This window comes from Cupriavidus sp. PB-02 (assembly GCF_058252315.1).
Genome location: NZ_CM177695.1, coordinates 972,699 through 987,778, shown reverse-complemented (window position 1 = coordinate 987,778; position 15,080 = coordinate 972,699). Strand labels below are relative to the sequence as shown.

The 15,080-nt window shown below is 61.1% G+C and carries 13 protein-coding genes; 4 read left to right on the top strand and 9 right to left on the bottom strand.

Annotation, left to right across the window (positions count from 1 at the left end):
- Positions 1–459 precede the first annotated feature (459 nt).
- The gene (locus AC10V3_RS25270) at positions 460–1,404 is read left to right on the top strand and encodes a LysR family transcriptional regulator (RefSeq protein WP_490924136.1); all 945 of its coding nucleotides are present in this window, start codon (positions 460–462) and stop codon (positions 1,402–1,404) included.
- Between the two features lie 151 nt (positions 1,405–1,555).
- Entirely contained in the window at positions 1,556–2,524 is a 969-nt protein-coding gene (locus AC10V3_RS25265; RefSeq protein ID WP_490924135.1) for a Bug family tripartite tricarboxylate transporter substrate binding protein, read from the top strand.
- A gap of 787 nt (positions 2,525–3,311) precedes the next feature.
- Here AC10V3_RS25265 and AC10V3_RS25260 read toward each other — a convergent pair.
- From AC10V3_RS25260 to AC10V3_RS25230, 7 genes are all read right to left on the bottom strand, one after another.
- Complete coding sequence (locus AC10V3_RS25260) at positions 3,312–4,655, bottom strand: MFS transporter (RefSeq protein WP_490924134.1); 1,344 nt, start codon at positions 4,653–4,655, stop codon at positions 3,312–3,314.
- Positions 4,656–4,673: 18 nt separating this feature from the next.
- A complete protein-coding gene (locus AC10V3_RS25255) occupies positions 4,674–6,038 on the bottom strand; it encodes an MmgE/PrpD family protein (RefSeq protein WP_490924133.1) in 1,365 nt (454 codons plus the stop codon).
- Between the two features lie 187 nt (positions 6,039–6,225).
- Positions 6,226–6,936 carry an SDR family NAD(P)-dependent oxidoreductase gene (locus AC10V3_RS25250; RefSeq protein ID WP_490924132.1) on the bottom strand — a complete coding sequence of 237 codons (711 nt, stop codon included), beginning with the start codon at positions 6,934–6,936 and terminating at the stop codon, positions 6,226–6,228.
- A gap of 72 nt (positions 6,937–7,008) precedes the next feature.
- Complete coding sequence (locus tag AC10V3_RS25245; protein WP_490924131.1) at positions 7,009–8,049, bottom strand: amidohydrolase family protein; 1,041 nt, start codon at positions 8,047–8,049, stop codon at positions 7,009–7,011.
- A 43-nt stretch (positions 8,050–8,092) separates the two neighbouring features.
- On the bottom strand, positions 8,093–9,097 hold the full coding sequence (locus tag AC10V3_RS25240) for a Bug family tripartite tricarboxylate transporter substrate binding protein (RefSeq protein WP_490924130.1): 1,005 nt from the start codon (positions 9,095–9,097) through the stop codon (positions 8,093–8,095).
- Between the two features lie 244 nt (positions 9,098–9,341).
- The gene (locus tag AC10V3_RS25235) at positions 9,342–9,656 is read right to left on the bottom strand and encodes a putative quinol monooxygenase (protein ID WP_490924129.1); all 315 of its coding nucleotides are present in this window, start codon (positions 9,654–9,656) and stop codon (positions 9,342–9,344) included.
- Positions 9,657–9,767: 111 nt separating this feature from the next.
- Positions 9,768–10,745, bottom strand: coding sequence for an aldo/keto reductase (locus AC10V3_RS25230; protein ID WP_490924128.1), 978 nt, complete (start codon positions 10,743–10,745; stop codon positions 9,768–9,770).
- Positions 10,746–10,865: 120 nt separating this feature from the next.
- Here AC10V3_RS25230 and AC10V3_RS25225 point away from each other — a divergent pair, with 120 nt between their 5' ends.
- Both AC10V3_RS25225 and AC10V3_RS25220 read left to right on the top strand, forming a co-directional pair.
- Positions 10,866–11,759 carry a LysR family transcriptional regulator gene (locus tag AC10V3_RS25225; RefSeq protein ID WP_490924127.1) on the top strand — a complete coding sequence of 298 codons (894 nt, stop codon included), beginning with the start codon at positions 10,866–10,868 and terminating at the stop codon, positions 11,757–11,759.
- Positions 11,760–12,134: 375 nt separating this feature from the next.
- On the top strand, positions 12,135–12,497 hold the full coding sequence (locus tag AC10V3_RS25220) for a hypothetical protein (protein ID WP_490924126.1): 363 nt from the start codon (positions 12,135–12,137) through the stop codon (positions 12,495–12,497).
- Positions 12,498–13,067: 570 nt separating this feature from the next.
- Here the strand turns inward: AC10V3_RS25220 and AC10V3_RS25215 are convergent.
- Both AC10V3_RS25215 and AC10V3_RS25210 read right to left on the bottom strand, forming a co-directional pair.
- Positions 13,068–13,883 carry a DUF3800 domain-containing protein gene (locus tag AC10V3_RS25215; RefSeq protein ID WP_490924125.1) on the bottom strand — a complete coding sequence of 272 codons (816 nt, stop codon included), beginning with the start codon at positions 13,881–13,883 and terminating at the stop codon, positions 13,068–13,070.
- Between the two features lie 9 nt (positions 13,884–13,892).
- A complete protein-coding gene (locus AC10V3_RS25210; RefSeq protein ID WP_490924124.1) occupies positions 13,893–14,840 on the bottom strand; it encodes a toll/interleukin-1 receptor domain-containing protein in 948 nt (315 codons plus the stop codon).
- Between the last annotated feature and the right edge of the window lie 240 nt (positions 14,841–15,080).

Here is a 15,080-nt window from a genome sequence, read left to right as displayed (position 1 = left end):
GACCGGCATGGTTGTCATGCCGGTCCGCCTGGCTCAGGTTCGGACAGCGCGGTCGCCAGCGCCGCCGCCGGTACTGGGAGTCGGGTTACTCGAAGCCCATGGCTTCGACCATTGAACACTCATCACCCCTCCCCGCCCCCGCCCGCCCTAACTCGCTCCACTCGTCACGTCGCGTCCCGGCCATCCCTTTCACAGACCTCTCAAAGGCCAACACGGACACGACCGCCCCCCATTGAGCTTGAATCCCTCGCTTCGCCACGGGACGCCGCTTCTATGCGTCCCCCTCGATACACGTTGCAAACGCGTTGCGGTGAACGCGATGTCGATATACTTACCTCTGCTATGAGGCGAGCCTTTGGATGCACTTGTTCGCTCTCCAGGCCCGATGACACAGGCACACCCCTTTCTAATTGGCCAGATGAGGGTTGCCGACAAAAGCAATTTAGGGGACAGGTCAAAATGGACGAATTCACGCGTATCCAGACTTTCATCAAGGTTGTCGAAGCCGGAAGCTTCTCCGCAGCCGCCCGCCACGAATCATCCATCAGCTCAATCGCTCGCCAGGTGAAGTCTCTCGAGGACGATTTGGGCGTACGACTGCTGAACCGCACAACCAGGAGTCTGTCGCTGACGGAGCCGGGTCGGCGATTCTACGAGCGCGTCTGCCGCATCGCAAACGAACTCAATAACGCCAAGTCTGAAGCGACCTCGTTCCAAGATAGCGTAAAAGGCATGCTGCGGGTCTCACTGCGCGTCTCCGCCGGAACCACCATCATCGTTCCTGCGCTGCCCGCGCTGCTGCAACAGTACCCAGATCTGAGCATCGACATTTCCCTGAACGACGACCGTTGCGACCTTGTTGCGAACAATATCGATGTGGCCGTGTGGATGGGCGACATCCCCGACTCGGAAATCGTCGCCAAGCGCCTGACCCCCAGCCAGCGAATCGTATGCGGCGCTCCCTCCTACTTCCAGCGGCATGGCGTTCCTAAGGTACCGGGAGACCTCCGAAGTCACAACTGCGCCCTGTTCACAGCCCGTTCGTACGGCAACATCTGGGGATTCGCCAAGGACGGGAAAAGTGAGGAGGTCGAGGTTCAGGGGACCGTCCGCTCAGACAACGGACTGGTGCTGCTCTCCGCGGCGATATCCGGACTTGGCTTGATCGTCGTACATGAATGGATGGTCCGCCTGCCCATTGCGCAGGGCGCGCTCGTGAGGGTGCTAGATGATTACACCGTGAACCCGAGGCCAGGAGACGCCGCGCTCTACGCGGTATATCCCAGTAGCCGGGGCCTTTCGCGTAAGGTACGTGTCTTTGTCGATTTCCTCATCGCCCTGTTTCAAGGCCCCGGAGTCCCGACCGCGGCAAGCGCCCAGCCGGTCCCACGCGCCGACGCGTAGGCGCGGCCGCATCCCCACCGGGCTTCCCGCCAGGCGCAAAGCTCCTTGCTACCGAGGCAGGATGCGCAGGGCCGCAACGGCTCCTAGAATAGGGCTTTCACCGCCGCAGTCGCGGCGGTGATGCCCGAAATGCTGACGCAAGGAATTGTGCATGAACCCTACCAGAAGACTGATGCTCCGAACCGCCGCTGCAGTCCCCATGCTTGGAATGGGCCGAGCTTTCGCAAGACAGTTCCCCTCCAAGCCCATTAGGATCATCGTTCCCGCATCCGCTGGCACATCAATCGACGTCACCGCACGCTTTTTCACTGAGCCCCTGGCGAAGCGCTTAAATGCGTCGGTCCTGGTTGAGGACCGTCCGGGAGCCGGCGGGCTTTTGGCCTACGCCGCGGCTGCAAAGTCGCCTCCGGATGGCTACACGCTCGTCCTGGCCGGCATTCCCATGTACCTGTTGCCACTACTTTCCGAGACGCCGGCATCGTTTGACCCGAAGAAAGACTTCACGCCGGTCGCGCGAGTTGCGCGCCTGCCGCTGGCCGTGGTCGTCCCGGTGGACTCTCCCCATCGCACGCTATCCGACCTGATCAGAGCGATGAAGAGCCACCCCAGCGAGTTAACCTATTCGTCGCAGGGCGTCGGCAGCACCGCGCATCTTTGCGGCGTAGTCCTGAACGACATGAGCAAAACGAAGGCGCAGCACGTGGCGTCCAAGGAGACGACCACAGCTGTCACCGACGTCGTGGGCGGACGCATCGCCTTCACCTGTCAGGGATCCGCTGGTGTGCTTCCGCTGATCCAGGCGGGTAAGTTGCGTGCTCTGGCGGTGACTGGATCGACGCGCTGGAAAGCCATTCCGGATGTTCCCACTGTTGCGGAAGCCGGCATACGGGACTTCGAGCTCTCCTCCTGGCTCGACTTCATGGCTCCGACGGGTACACCCGAGCCAGTGCTGCAACTGCTGTCGGACGAGATTAGCCGCATCGCTCAGACAGCGGAGTTCAAGGCGTTTTGCGAGCGCCAGGTGATGGTTCCCGACGTAGTGGGCCAAAAGGCGTTGAAGGCAGAAATGCCTGCCGAGGCAGCCAAGTGGAAGCGGATCGTCGACCTTGCACGCAGTTGAGCTTCGAGGCCCTGTGACAGATCAAGGGATCTTGACTGCTTTCGCCCTGTTGCGGCCCACTGTCTGCCCATGCTGCCAGCAGGGGCAGACAGAACCTCTGTCCTGGTAGCGCCATCGGCAAGGCAGCTGCGCGGCCCCAGCCTTTCCTCGCCGGGAAGAAGCAGCCCCCTACTTCCGTGATGTGTTCGTCGACCTGCCTTTTGGCGCCGGCCGGTAGCTCGCAATGGAGGCCGATCCGATGTCGCGCACGAGCCGCAATGACGCCCGAGTGCGGGCGCTAGCAGGCCAGAAGCGGTCGGAATGTCATCAGAGGACGCATCGCGAGCTTTGCCCTGTTGCATATGGACCAGAGCCTGGCCGGGCAGCGCTACCTTGATGCGAACGCGGTGCGGGTTGAACACGAAAGTGCCCTCCTCCCGTGTTCAATGCGCGCACCTTTCTCGGATTCCCGAATACATAATACGCCGGCGCTTCTCCTAGCTGGGGTTGATACAGCAGCGCGGCGGACCAGTTCCTGCTCCGATGCTCAAGCCAGACCGTGGCCCAAACTCCTCCTTCCCCCAACTGAGGAACGGAGGTAAGCGAGCTCGGACGCCTGTCGGTCATTGCCGCGTGAGACCTCCGGAATAAAGGCAGCTTGATCCATCATCTTCGCTACCTCCCTTCCTTGCGAGGCCCATCATTTCGCCTCCTCCTCAGTACAGCGCTAGGACGGCATGGCATCCTGGCGCCGTGCTCGCAGTGCCTGCCGTGAGGATGACTCACGCCAGCAAACCGGCGCCGTCCACTAGGCCGATACCTCAGTGCCTTGCGGGTTGCTTTGCGCCTGCACGCGGCGCGCCGAAAGCAATGTGTGGTGAGGGATACCAGCCATGATGGCAATCAGGCTGATGACGGCAATAAGAATCGTGTAGCCAATGAACAGCCATAGCGCGCTGCCCTGGGCACCGATGAGTACGGTGGCAACGATCGGCAAAGGACCAGCAAAGACTGCACCTGACGCCTGGTACGCTGCGGACAAGCCCGTGTACCGTACGGGAGTTGGGAACATCTCTGCAAAGAGCGATGCTTGTGATGCAAACGTTGCCGAGTGACCAACGCCAAGTAGAACAGCGTATGCCAAAACAATCCAGGCATAGGACTTCGACTGAACAGCCATAAAGAAGGGGAGTGCGCAAAGCACGAGAAAGACCAAGCCGCCGACGAACACCTTGCGCCGTCCAATGCGGTCTGCGAGCATGCCGAAGAGAGGCAGTGTGCAAATCTCGACAGCCGCGCCTACGCAGACTGCCCCCAACATCTCTGTTTGGCTGATTCCGAGGGTCTTAACCGAATAGGACACCATGAAGACTGCGCACATCCAGAAGAAGGTGTTGGGAGCTGCCTGAGCGAACATGACCGCGAGCAGCTGCCCTGGATAGTCCCGCAATACCGTCAAGAGCGGTTGTCTCTCGGTGGTTCCCTCCTCTACTGCCTTGACAAAATCGGGCGATTCCGCCATTCGCCCACGAATGAAAACTCCTAAGGCGAGCATGATTGCACTGAGCAGAAAGGGCACACGCCATCCCCACGCCATAAGCGTGTCCTGATCCAGAGCGGACATGAGGAGGAAGGTCCCGTTACCGAGTAGAAGACCTAACATGGAACCAAGCTGAGGCAGGCTGCCATATAGTCCTCGTTTCGATTTTTCAGCATGCTCGATAACAGTTACGACCGCGCCGCCATACTCGGCGCCCACGGACAGCCCTTGTACGACGCGCAGAACCACCAACAGGACCGCCCCTGTGACACCCGCGGTATCGTAAGTGGGTAGAAGTCCGATCATCATCGTAGCCGCACCCATAATGATGAAGCTCCATAGAAGGACTGTCTTACGCCCGATTCGATCGCCGAGATGCCCTGCCACGATGCCTCCAATCGGCCGCGCGACCCAAGCTGTGGCGAAGGTCATGAAGCCGAGAATGGTTCCGGTGGCCGGATCAAAAGTGGGAAAGAATAACTTGTTTAGAAAGAGTGCCGAAATAACTCCGAAGATGAAGAAGTCATACCATTCGATGGTCGCTCCGATGAGAGTGGACGCAACCGCGATCTGTCTTTGCCGCTGATCAGAATGCCGTACGTTGATGGCCATAATGGTGTCTCCAGTTGTTTAGCAGAGCAGCTCAACCAGTTCTCGCACGTGTCTGACGTCGCGGAAATGGCGCAGCACTTGGATGCAACTCTCGATCTTTGACTGCGAGATGCCGGCGCGAGGGCACAAGGTCTTGAACTTCTCTTCCACATCGGCCCATTCGATGCCGTTGACCGCAGAGCCGCGCGGGGCATAAACCGTACTCGTGAATTTGCGGCCGTCGTCCGTTTCCACCGTCACCGTGGCTCCCTGCTTGTAACGATCCACGTCTTCTGTCGGTGGCTCACCCACCTCCACCAGGTCGAGCAACCTGCGGATGGTCGGGTCCATGATCTTTTCTTGCGAGGCATGCACCCACGTGAATTCGCGGTCGACTGCGCCAGCGGCAGCAAAATAGTAGGGACTATGCGCGACGCCTATCAGATCTGTAGGATGGCGTGGGCCTTGAATTTGACGAACATTCGGACGTGAACATGTGATGGCCGTGATTTGGTTGGCCGGCACGCCAGCCAGCCGGGCCGCGTTTGCCGCCGCCTCCCCAATGGCATGATAAGGATGCCCCCCAGGAACCAGTTTGATTGCCATGTCGGTCAGAATCTTCCAATCGGCACCGAGACGGCGGGTGACTTCGGCCACCCGCCCCGAGGCGTGTGCGTCTTGACCGTACGCGAAGAAGAAGCCCCTCGGATGCTCCAGGATACTTTCCTCCGCGGTATAGCCGAGGCAGGCCAGTTGTGCTGCCTCCACGCCCAGCATCGCCGCCAGTCCGGCGTGGTGCTCGCGCGCCGTGCTGGTATTGGCTGCCGCCAGCAGCCCCGCCACGGAGGTCGCCGCCAGGGCCACCGCCTGCGTCATCTGCTGTGTGTCGAGCTTGAGCAACAGTCCCGCCGCAACCGCACCTCCGAAGATGGCGATCATGGATCCGTGGAAGCCCTTTTCCCAAATTAGGCCGGGTATCACACCGGTGTTGATGCGTCCGGCGGCTTCATAGCCGAGTGCAATGGCTACCAGGACGTCTTTTCCGCTGGCGCCCGTTTTCTCGGCCATGGCGATAGCAGCCGCTGCGAGGGTGGTGCCAGGGTGGGTGATGTTGCGCAGATCGCTGTCGTCCGAAGCGGCAGCGTCACTCATGAGCGCGTTGATGCGAGCTGCCGACGCCACCGGAAGGGATGACGCACCACCGAACCATACGCTAGCCTCACCCGCGCCTCCGCGCTGGATCAGCAGGCTGCGCACAATCCGGGAGGAATCCAGGTTGGACCCCATGGCCGCGCTCGCCACAGTACTGGAGAGCAGCATGGCCGCGTAGTCCAAGGCTTTCGGAGGGAGTTCTTCGTAGCGCGTACAAGTCAGAAATTGTGCAAGGTCGCCCGCCACGGTCATGATTGCTCCTCCGGTGTATTGTGGTGTGATGGCCGACAGCAAGACTGGCGCCCGCTGAATGACCTTGACTTCAGCTTTAGACAACCTGCGCGCAGGCATGACCCCGCCCAGAGGCGGGGCTTCGACTAGCTCGCTTTCAGGCTCATTGGTGCGATCCTGTGGATCGCGGATAGATTGCTGGACCCGGCTACTTCGTGACGAAGGCGGCCCTGGTGCCACCGTCTACCGGCAACACCGTGCCGTTCACGTACTTTGCCGCATCGCTCAGGTAGAACAGCACGACGTCAGCGACATCGTCGGGTTGGGCGACGCGGCCCAGCGGCGACTCGCCTGAAGGCTTGTAACTTGAGGTCGCACTCTGCGTCGCCAGCGCTTCCACCATTGGCGTTGCCACCGTTCCTGGTGCGACAGCGTTCACGATGACGCCGGTGGGACCGAGTTCCACAGCGAGGATTCCAGTGAGCACGTGAACGGCAGCCTTAGTCGCAGAGTAGAAACCGGACCCTGCCTTTGGTCGGATGCCGCCGACGGACCCGACGATGACCACGCGCGACGGTGCGGCGGTGCTCGAGTCCTTGCGCAGAAGGGGCAGCGCTGCGCGAACGCAGAGCCATGGCCCTTTCACATTAACGCCGATCATGATATCCACGTCCTCGATTGCCTGCTCCTCCAGCGAACCGATGCGGATGATGCCGGCAGAACAGATCAGGGCGTCGAGTTTTTCGCAGTCCGTACTGATGCGCTCGAATGCAGCCGTCACGCTCTCCGGTCTGGAGACATCGCACTTCAAGTAGCGCAGACGGCTACCTGCATCGAGCGTCCGTGCGTGCTGGTCGAGCGCTTGTTGCGAAACATCTAACGACCAGACCGTCCAGCCCTGAGAAAGCAGGCGCTCCACAGTGCGTCGGCCAATGCCCGACGCTCCTCCAGTCACAACAGCTGTTCTAGACACGAAGTTCCTCCGTTTGATTCAGATGGCCAACCCGTAGGTGTCTGCCGCGGTCTTACTGAAGAGGCTCTCCCTTTCTTCCGGTGAGTAGTGCTGCGTCATCTTCTTGAAGGCATTCCACAAGACGTGGTAGTTGCACATTCCGCGGTCCACCGGGAAGTTGCTTTCAAACATGCAGCGTGCCGGCCCAAAGCTGTCGATGCACGCCTCCACGTAGGGCGTCCACTTTTCGACCAGCAAATCGGACGACGGCGGCGCTGGCAGCTTGTTGAAGTGGAAGCCGCCGTAGCGCATCGCAAGGCCTCCCAGCTTGATAACCACATTGGGACAACGCGCCAACGCCTCGATCTTCTTCCGCCATTCGCCGAACACGGCGTCCCGTTGGCCTTCATACGGCCCTATCCCGACAGGACCGCCAGCGTGGTTGATGATCACCCTCAGACCGGGAAATGTCCGGCAGACATCCAGAGCCTCACCGAGCTGCGTGAAAAAGAGCCACAGGTCCAGCGACAGATTCAGCCTCTCGATGCAGGCGATGGCATTGCGCGCCTCTGCGTGCATGAGGATGCGCGGCCTGATGTCCAGAGCGCGCACCTCCGGGCTTTCGTGCCACGCCGTAGTGGGACGGATTCCGCGGAACCTTCCCCCTCCGGCGCGGATGTGAGCTTCCAACACCGGTTCTGCGCGACTTCCGAGCATGAGATCAAAGGTTCCGATGATCCCTGCACAAACCTTAGCGGGGCCGTAGGCGCCGCTGGCGCTCTGGGCAGCAACACCATTAATGAACTCGGTCTCACCGACTGGCCGCATTTCTTCTGGGCCGCCAGCGCGATACATCGAATGGCACTGCACGTGAACACTCGCGACAACCCGGTGGCCGGACTGAAAATCCGCCATCAGTTCGTCAAAGAGGTAGCGGTTTCCCGGCATGTCCCAGACATGGTGATGCGGATCGACGATCTTCAGTTCGGGCTCGACGATATCTTCCTTGCGCTTTGCCAGCCATGCAGGATTAACACCCAGATGCGCTTTGATCGCGGCTTGTATTGAATCGTCGGACATGGTGTAAGTCTCCTCGGTCCGCTAGCCTGCGGACGGCTACGCTTCAATCAAGTTGCACGTTGGCCGCCTTGACCCGCGCCCTCTGCTTGTCTCGGTCGGATGCTAGAAATCGCGCGAACTCAAGGGGCGATTCGCCGACTGCGACAACTCCGAAGGGATCCATATTACGCGCCACGAAGTCCGGATTCTTCACCACAGCTGCTACGTCGCGCGCAATCATGTTGGCAATGCCAGGCGACATCCCGGCGGGGCCAACCAGAGCAAACATGAAGGTAACGACTGGCTCTTTGTAGCCGAGCTCGGCGAGTGTCGGCACGTCCGGCAGCGCGAGCAGCCGCTTCGCTCCGGATGTAGCCAAGGGGCGCATCCGGCCATCCATCACAAATGAGGAGACAGCCGCGACCGGCGCGGCGGTGAAGTCCACATTCCCGGCCAGCACGTCCTGCAGCCTAGCCGCTGCGCCCTTGTAGGGGACATGTAAGAAGTGCAAGTTGCCCGCCATGGTCGCGAACCAGTGCACCGCCAGATGCGAGGTCCCGCCGGCACCACCTGACCCGTAGGAGATCTTGTCTGGATGCGCTTTCGCCGCAGCCACGAGTTGAGACATGCTCTGATAAGCGCTGTCTTTCCTTACGACATACAGGAACCCGCCCTCCGCGACTCGCGTAATGGGTGTGAAATCTCTCGCAGGATCGTATGGAAGCTTGGAAAACAGGAATGGATTGGTTTGCAGAGCCCCCTCGGTAGCAAGAAGGAGCGTGTAGCCGTCTGGCTTCGATTGCACGACGCGCGTCGCAGCGATGATTTCCGCTGCACCAGGCTGGTTGTCAACGATAACCGCCTGCTTCCACTTCTCAGCGAGCTTCTCAGCGAGCCGCCTGGCCATGACATCGCCGGCGCCAGAACCAGCCGGATATGGGACAACGATTCGGACCGGTTGCTTTGGCCATTCATCTGCAAGCACGGGGTGGGTGATGCCGAGTAACATCAACGAAAACGCGGCGAAGACCAACTCTGCCCCGCGCCTGCAATTGGCGGCTATGTCCATGTCTGTCTCCTGTCCTTGCTGCTTAATGCGCAGAACTTTGATACAGGAGAATAGGGACCGGACATCTATTCCGCTACGCGTCAGTCCACCAAGGTGCTTCCCATCGTGCGCAAAGATGAGGCGAAGCCGGGCACCGTCTTGGCGGACGCACCGCGCGACCCGGCACCTACCGATTTATCTCAGCGATGGTCGCTCACTGCTGCCACCTGAAATTATCATGGTCTTGATCGTATCGCCATCAGCCTCACGGCTCGCTGACCCGGCTGCTCGTAATCACCTTTAAGGGGCAGTCCAACAGTGGTAGCAGTTGCTCGACCACTTTCGGCACATTTGGATGGGCGGCGTGTGCAGCGACTGCGGATTCGGACGCCCAGCCATCAACGATGTAGAACGTGTCAGGATCACTCAATTCCTGGTTGATGTCGTAGTAGAGGCAGCCCTCTTCCGCACGTGCCGGCGCCACAAGGTCGAGAAGCAGCGCTTTCACTTTGTCCCGGTTCGGCGCCTTAGCGCGCACGATGCATATGATGTGCCGCTCTTCCGACTTTGCAGTTTTCATGGTCCTGTTTCCTCTAGATTCTTGATAGCCGCGACCGCTGCAATGGCGGGGCTCGTCGTCCCGTCTATCACACGAGCGACGCGCCTCGTCGCCCCCTGCCGACCAATCAGATCAGCGGTTGACAGTCTTCATCATCTGGGCCGTGTATCGCTCGCCCTGCACCGGGACGCGCGCCAGCACATCGCCTAGCTCGCGCAGATCCTCGGTCGTCAACGAAACGTCGGCACCGCCGACGTTCTCTTCGAGACGGTGCAGCTTCGTGGTGCCCGGAATGGGCACGATCCACGGCTTTTGGGCAAGCAGCCATGCCAATGCAATTTGCGCAGGCGTCGACTGTTTGCGTTTGGCAATCTCTCCGATCAACCCGACCAGTCTTGCATTTGCCTGCCGCGCCTCGTCCGCGAAGCGCGGCAAGGTGTTGCGGATATCGCCTTCCTTGAAAGTGGTCGTGTCGTCAATCTTGCCGGTCAGAAAGCCTTTCCCCAACGGACTGAACGGCACGAAGCCAATTCCCAGCTCCTCGAGCACCGGAAGAATGTCGGCTTCGGGCTCGCGCGTGAACATTGAATACTCGCTCTGCAACGCGGTCAGCGGTTGAATGACGTGCGCGCGCCGGATCATTTCAACCCCGGCTTCCGACATGCCGAAATGCCTAACTTTGCCTTGCGCGATGAGGTCCTTGACCGTGCCAGCCACGTCCTCGATCGGCACATTAGGGTCGACACGGTGTTGATAGAACAGGTCGATCACGTCGGTCTTGAGGCGCTTGAGCGACTGCTCCGCCACCTGCCTTATTCGCTCGGGACGACTGTCCAGACCTGCCTTTGAGTCGCCATCCTTGAATCCGAACTTGGTCGCCACGACGACTTTGTCGCGAAACGGAGCGACCGCCTGACCAAGCATCTCCTCGTTCGCTGCGCCGTAGGCTTCTGCGGAATCAAAGAAGGTTACGCCCCGCTCGAAGGCTGCACGGATGAGGCTAATCGCCTCGGAAGTATCGGTGGCCGGACCGTAGCCAAAAGTCAGCCCCATGCAGCCAAGGCCAATGGCAGAGACCTCAAGACCACTTCCCAGTAGGCGCTTCTTCATGCTCTTCCCCTTTGATTGGCCAGCGGAACAGCTGGCAAGTTCGAAGACACAAAGATAGTCATAGCCACGACATGAGGGTAGAGGCTAAACTTGTCTAACCGACATGAGTAATATTCATTAATGACTCGGATCGACCTGAACCAGTTAGGGGCGTTCTTGGCGGTCGCGCACGAGCGAAGCTTCACCCGCGCGGCCGCGCAGCGGGGCGTTTCCCAATCCGCTCTCAGCCATACGATTCGGGGCCTGGAAGAGAAGTTGGGAGTCCGCCTTTTGTCACGTACCACCCGCGGCGTGACCCCTACCGAAGCAGGCCAACGGCTGCTCGAAAGAATAGGCCCCCACTACGAGAGCATCGAAACCGAACTCGACGATCTCAGCGGGCTTCGCGAAAGAGTCGCCGGAACCATCCGGATCAACGCCCACGACCATGCGGCCAGCACCATTCTGTGGCCGAAACTTTCGAAGTTTCTACCGAAGTATCCAGAACTCAGAATCGAGATCGTGATCAGCTATGGCTTGATCGACATCGTGGCAGAGCGCTACGACGCAGGCGTGCGCCTTGGCGACCAGGTCGCCAAGGACATGGTCGCCGTCCGGATCTCGCCGGATTTTCGGTTCGTGGTTGTCGGCTCGCCCTCCTACTTCGTCAACCGAGAGGAGCCCGTTACGCCGCAGGATCTCACAGCCCACAACTGTGCCAATCTCCGTCTACCGACTTACGGGGGTCTTTACGCGTGGGAGTTCTCCAAGGGCGGCAGAGACCTGCGCGTCCAGGTACAAGGACAGATAATATTCAATACCTCGCCACAGCTGCTAGCAGCAGCCTTAGAGGGGTATGGGCTGGCGTATGTACCTGAAGACGTCGCGCAACAGCACGTTAAAGAAGGAAGATTGGTGCAGGTACTTGAAGACTGGTGTCCCGTTTGCCCCGGCTACCACCTCTATTATCCAAGTCGACGGCAGTCGCTCCCGGCGTTCTCTTTGGTGATCAATACCCTCCGATATCCTTGTTGAGGGTCCTTTCAGAAGCGGGCACTTTTTGGATTGATTCTGGCGACGTACAGTCGTTGTCGGCTGTTGCGCACTCTACCTCCTTCGACTGGGCCACGGGTTCAGCAACGACCGACTGCCGCAGGCCCTTCCTCCACGCGTGCGGCACCCCTCGTCGCGAAAGTGGCAAATGCGTCCAACGGGCGGCATGAGGAGCGGGAACAGACCAGCCTCCGTCGAGCATCATCCCGGGGGTTGGGCGACGCGCCACCAGGCTAGCGGTTGCGCTCAAGATCAGATGACTCTAACCGTCTAGAGACGACCGTTGACTGTTCGCGGGACCTATCGTCGCAACCCAATAATTTCACTACCGTGAAATTATTGATTGGGGATGTCTAAATGAGCCCCGCGCGTCGACGGCCGGCTGAGTTGCTAGCAGCCGTCTGCCTAGCGGCCGCCGGCTACCAGATCACTGGAGATGTCGCAGTTCAAGCCTGGGCCGAATACTCAGATGATTACTGTGCCGGCTGGTTGTTGCTTCCCGAGGACGATGCGACTCTATTGGAGACGTTGCTCAAATACCTGAAAGATCGTGAGTCGGCGGACGCCTGGCGCGTTACTGGCATCAACGCAGCTGACGGGAGCGGTCGTATCCTCGTTCCCCTCCCCTCCGATCTGGTTGCAAGGACAGGATGGACCGCCGGGGACGAACTAATGATCGAGATGATTGATGCTGACACGATAATCCTGCAGCGGGTCTAGAAGCGGGCGATGCGGTCGGGATGGAACGCATGCCACGGGCCTCAAAGGCCCGTACTCACGACACCCAGCCTCGGCTCTGCTCGACCAACTTGTGGGCAGCTTGCCAGATCCTCTGCGCCGAGCCGGCAGCGATCCGCTTGAGAATTCCGACTGTTGGCAATCGGCCGCCGACTCCGCCCGATCATGGTCGCGACTACTGGGGTCGCTTCAGAAAACGGAAAGTATAACTAGGCGGAGCGTAGCCCCTGTTCTGCCGAGTTGGACTGGCGTGCAGCTACCGCGCTATGGGACTCGTAACGGCGGTATTTTCCGGGGTGCTGGCGCACGGCGGTCTTCTGCCCCATCCCCTGCGGCTGCGCCACGCTGCGCCTGCGGCACGCTTGACAGACCGGGCGGCACCGTCAATAATGACTGCAGGCCTAGCCTACGAGGTCACCCCAGTTCGACTGGTGGCCGCCTGAAGCCCGCTCTCCGAGCGGGCTTTTGTGCGTCTGGGCCCCGCGCGGCACCCCCGCCCTCCCCCGGGGCGCCCGCGCCGGCCATGCCACCCGACGCGCGGCCCGGCGCCGCCTACGCCGCCTGCTGTCCGTCAAAGCAGCTGTACTTGATCCCCTGCAGCCCGTTGTCCGCCGTGCACAGCAACCCGACCAGCTTGCCCGCCTGCGCCAGCGCCGTGTAGGCCCGGTGGCTGGCGTCGTAGCCCCCTTGGCACACCGGCCAGAGCACCAGATCGGCGAACTGCATCAGCGCCGAGGCCTTGGTTTTCACGCGGAATTCGAAAAGCGTCGCGTGCAGCGTCGCCTGCGCAAGCGGCGCGTACTTTTGCGAGGTGGCCGCGTTAAAGGGCAGCCCGGCGTGACGCATCTCGTCAAAGTAGCCCTTGAACTGCCCCTCGGTCTTCGGGTCACTGCGCTCGACAAAGACCCGCAGTCGCGCGCCATGCAGATGCGCCACCTTGGCGGCCCGCTCCACCGCGATACTGAACGCGGTGCGGCACAGCTTCCAGCGGCGCGGCCCGTACTGTTCCATGTAGCGCCGGTTGTAACCCGGCCGGTCGATGACGCAGGCCAGTACGTGGATGGGCAGCCCGGCGATCAGCGCGGTCAGCTCGCCCATGAAGGCTTGCACCTGCTCGCGCGGCAAGGCCTCCAGCCAGCGAAAGCGCCCCGTCTTATTGCGGATGTCGTAGGAGCGGAACGGCTCGCCGGCCATCTGTGGCCAGCGCGCGCGGAAGGCGGCAATGCTCGCTTTGGCGGCATCCGCCGCGTCGGCCCGCACCAGAAGGCCACCGAGGGCGAACCAGTCGGGGCCTTGCGGGTCGGCGCGGCGGTCACGATCGGGATCGCGTGAGCCCGAATCGTCCATGTAGAAATGGTATTCAGTCATGTCGCCACTCTACCGGACTGGCGGTGGCGGCACCGGCGGCCGGCCGAGCGGCGGCAGCACTGGCCGCTGGTTGTGCAGCGCCCGGGCGAGCTCCTGCACGCGGTCGGGGTACGTCACGCCCTCGGAGAGATCCACGTAGGCGCGCGTGGCGAGCGCCGGGATCAGTTGGCGGGGCGAAACGGTCTGCCGAATGACGGGAATGAACTTGCCCGTGCCCAGCTGCCGGAGGAATTGCCCCAACATAAGCGTGTGCTCGAAACCTGCGCCGCCGGTCCCGTCCTCGATCTTGCGCACATACTGCTCCGTGCACACCAGCACCACGAAGTCGCTCTGCGTGATGCCACGACGCATGAACGCCTCCAGATCGTGCCCGGCCAACGTGTGCCATTGGTCAAGCTGCACGTCGACGCCATAGTTGCGTAAATCCAAGGCGAGCTGCGCCACCCACGCCTTGTGTTCGGCCGAGTCGTGCGAATAGGACAGGAACGCCACTGGCGTGCGCGGCGCCGGCGCCGGGATGCTGGCTGTCGCCGGCATCAGCCCGGCCTGCTGCAGGACAGGCGCCAGCGCGACGTTCTTGACTGCCCAGTGGGTACGGTTGAGCTCGAACCTTCGTTCGATATCGAGCGCGGGCCCGAGCGCCTCAAGGCGCTCGGGCGGGATCGGCGCGATGGCTGGATCGAGCTCGAACGTGACGCCGTAACCATCGTGCCGATGCGTGACGCCGGTGATGCGACCCACGCGTGCCGCCTTGGCGCACATGCGCTCGTAGGCGAACAAGGTCGGCAAGGCCTGCAGGGTGAGAAAGGTCGCGTCGCTCAGTGGCGGCATACGTCCCCTGACGATCTCGGTCGTGTACTCGAACAGCCGGTCCTTTTCGATGCTCCACGACAGGCCTTCCCACGCCTCTTCGTTGCTGCTGACCAGCAGGTTGTAATGCGTTGCCTCCAGACTCACGATATCTCCTACGAACCCGCCGGCGGCGGAATGCGGTGCCATTATGCCGTGGGCTCGCGCACGGCTGCGCAGTGAGTAGCGGCTACTCGCCCACGCTCTTGCGTAGGGAGAACCGGCCGGTCAGTGCGGGGCGATTGCCAGGCAGCGCCGCCGCCCCCTGCTCGTTGCCAAGCTCTTCCCCTTGGGCTTCCTACGCAGTGGCCGCCGAACTTCCGGCCTGCCGAGTTTGCTAGTCAGAAG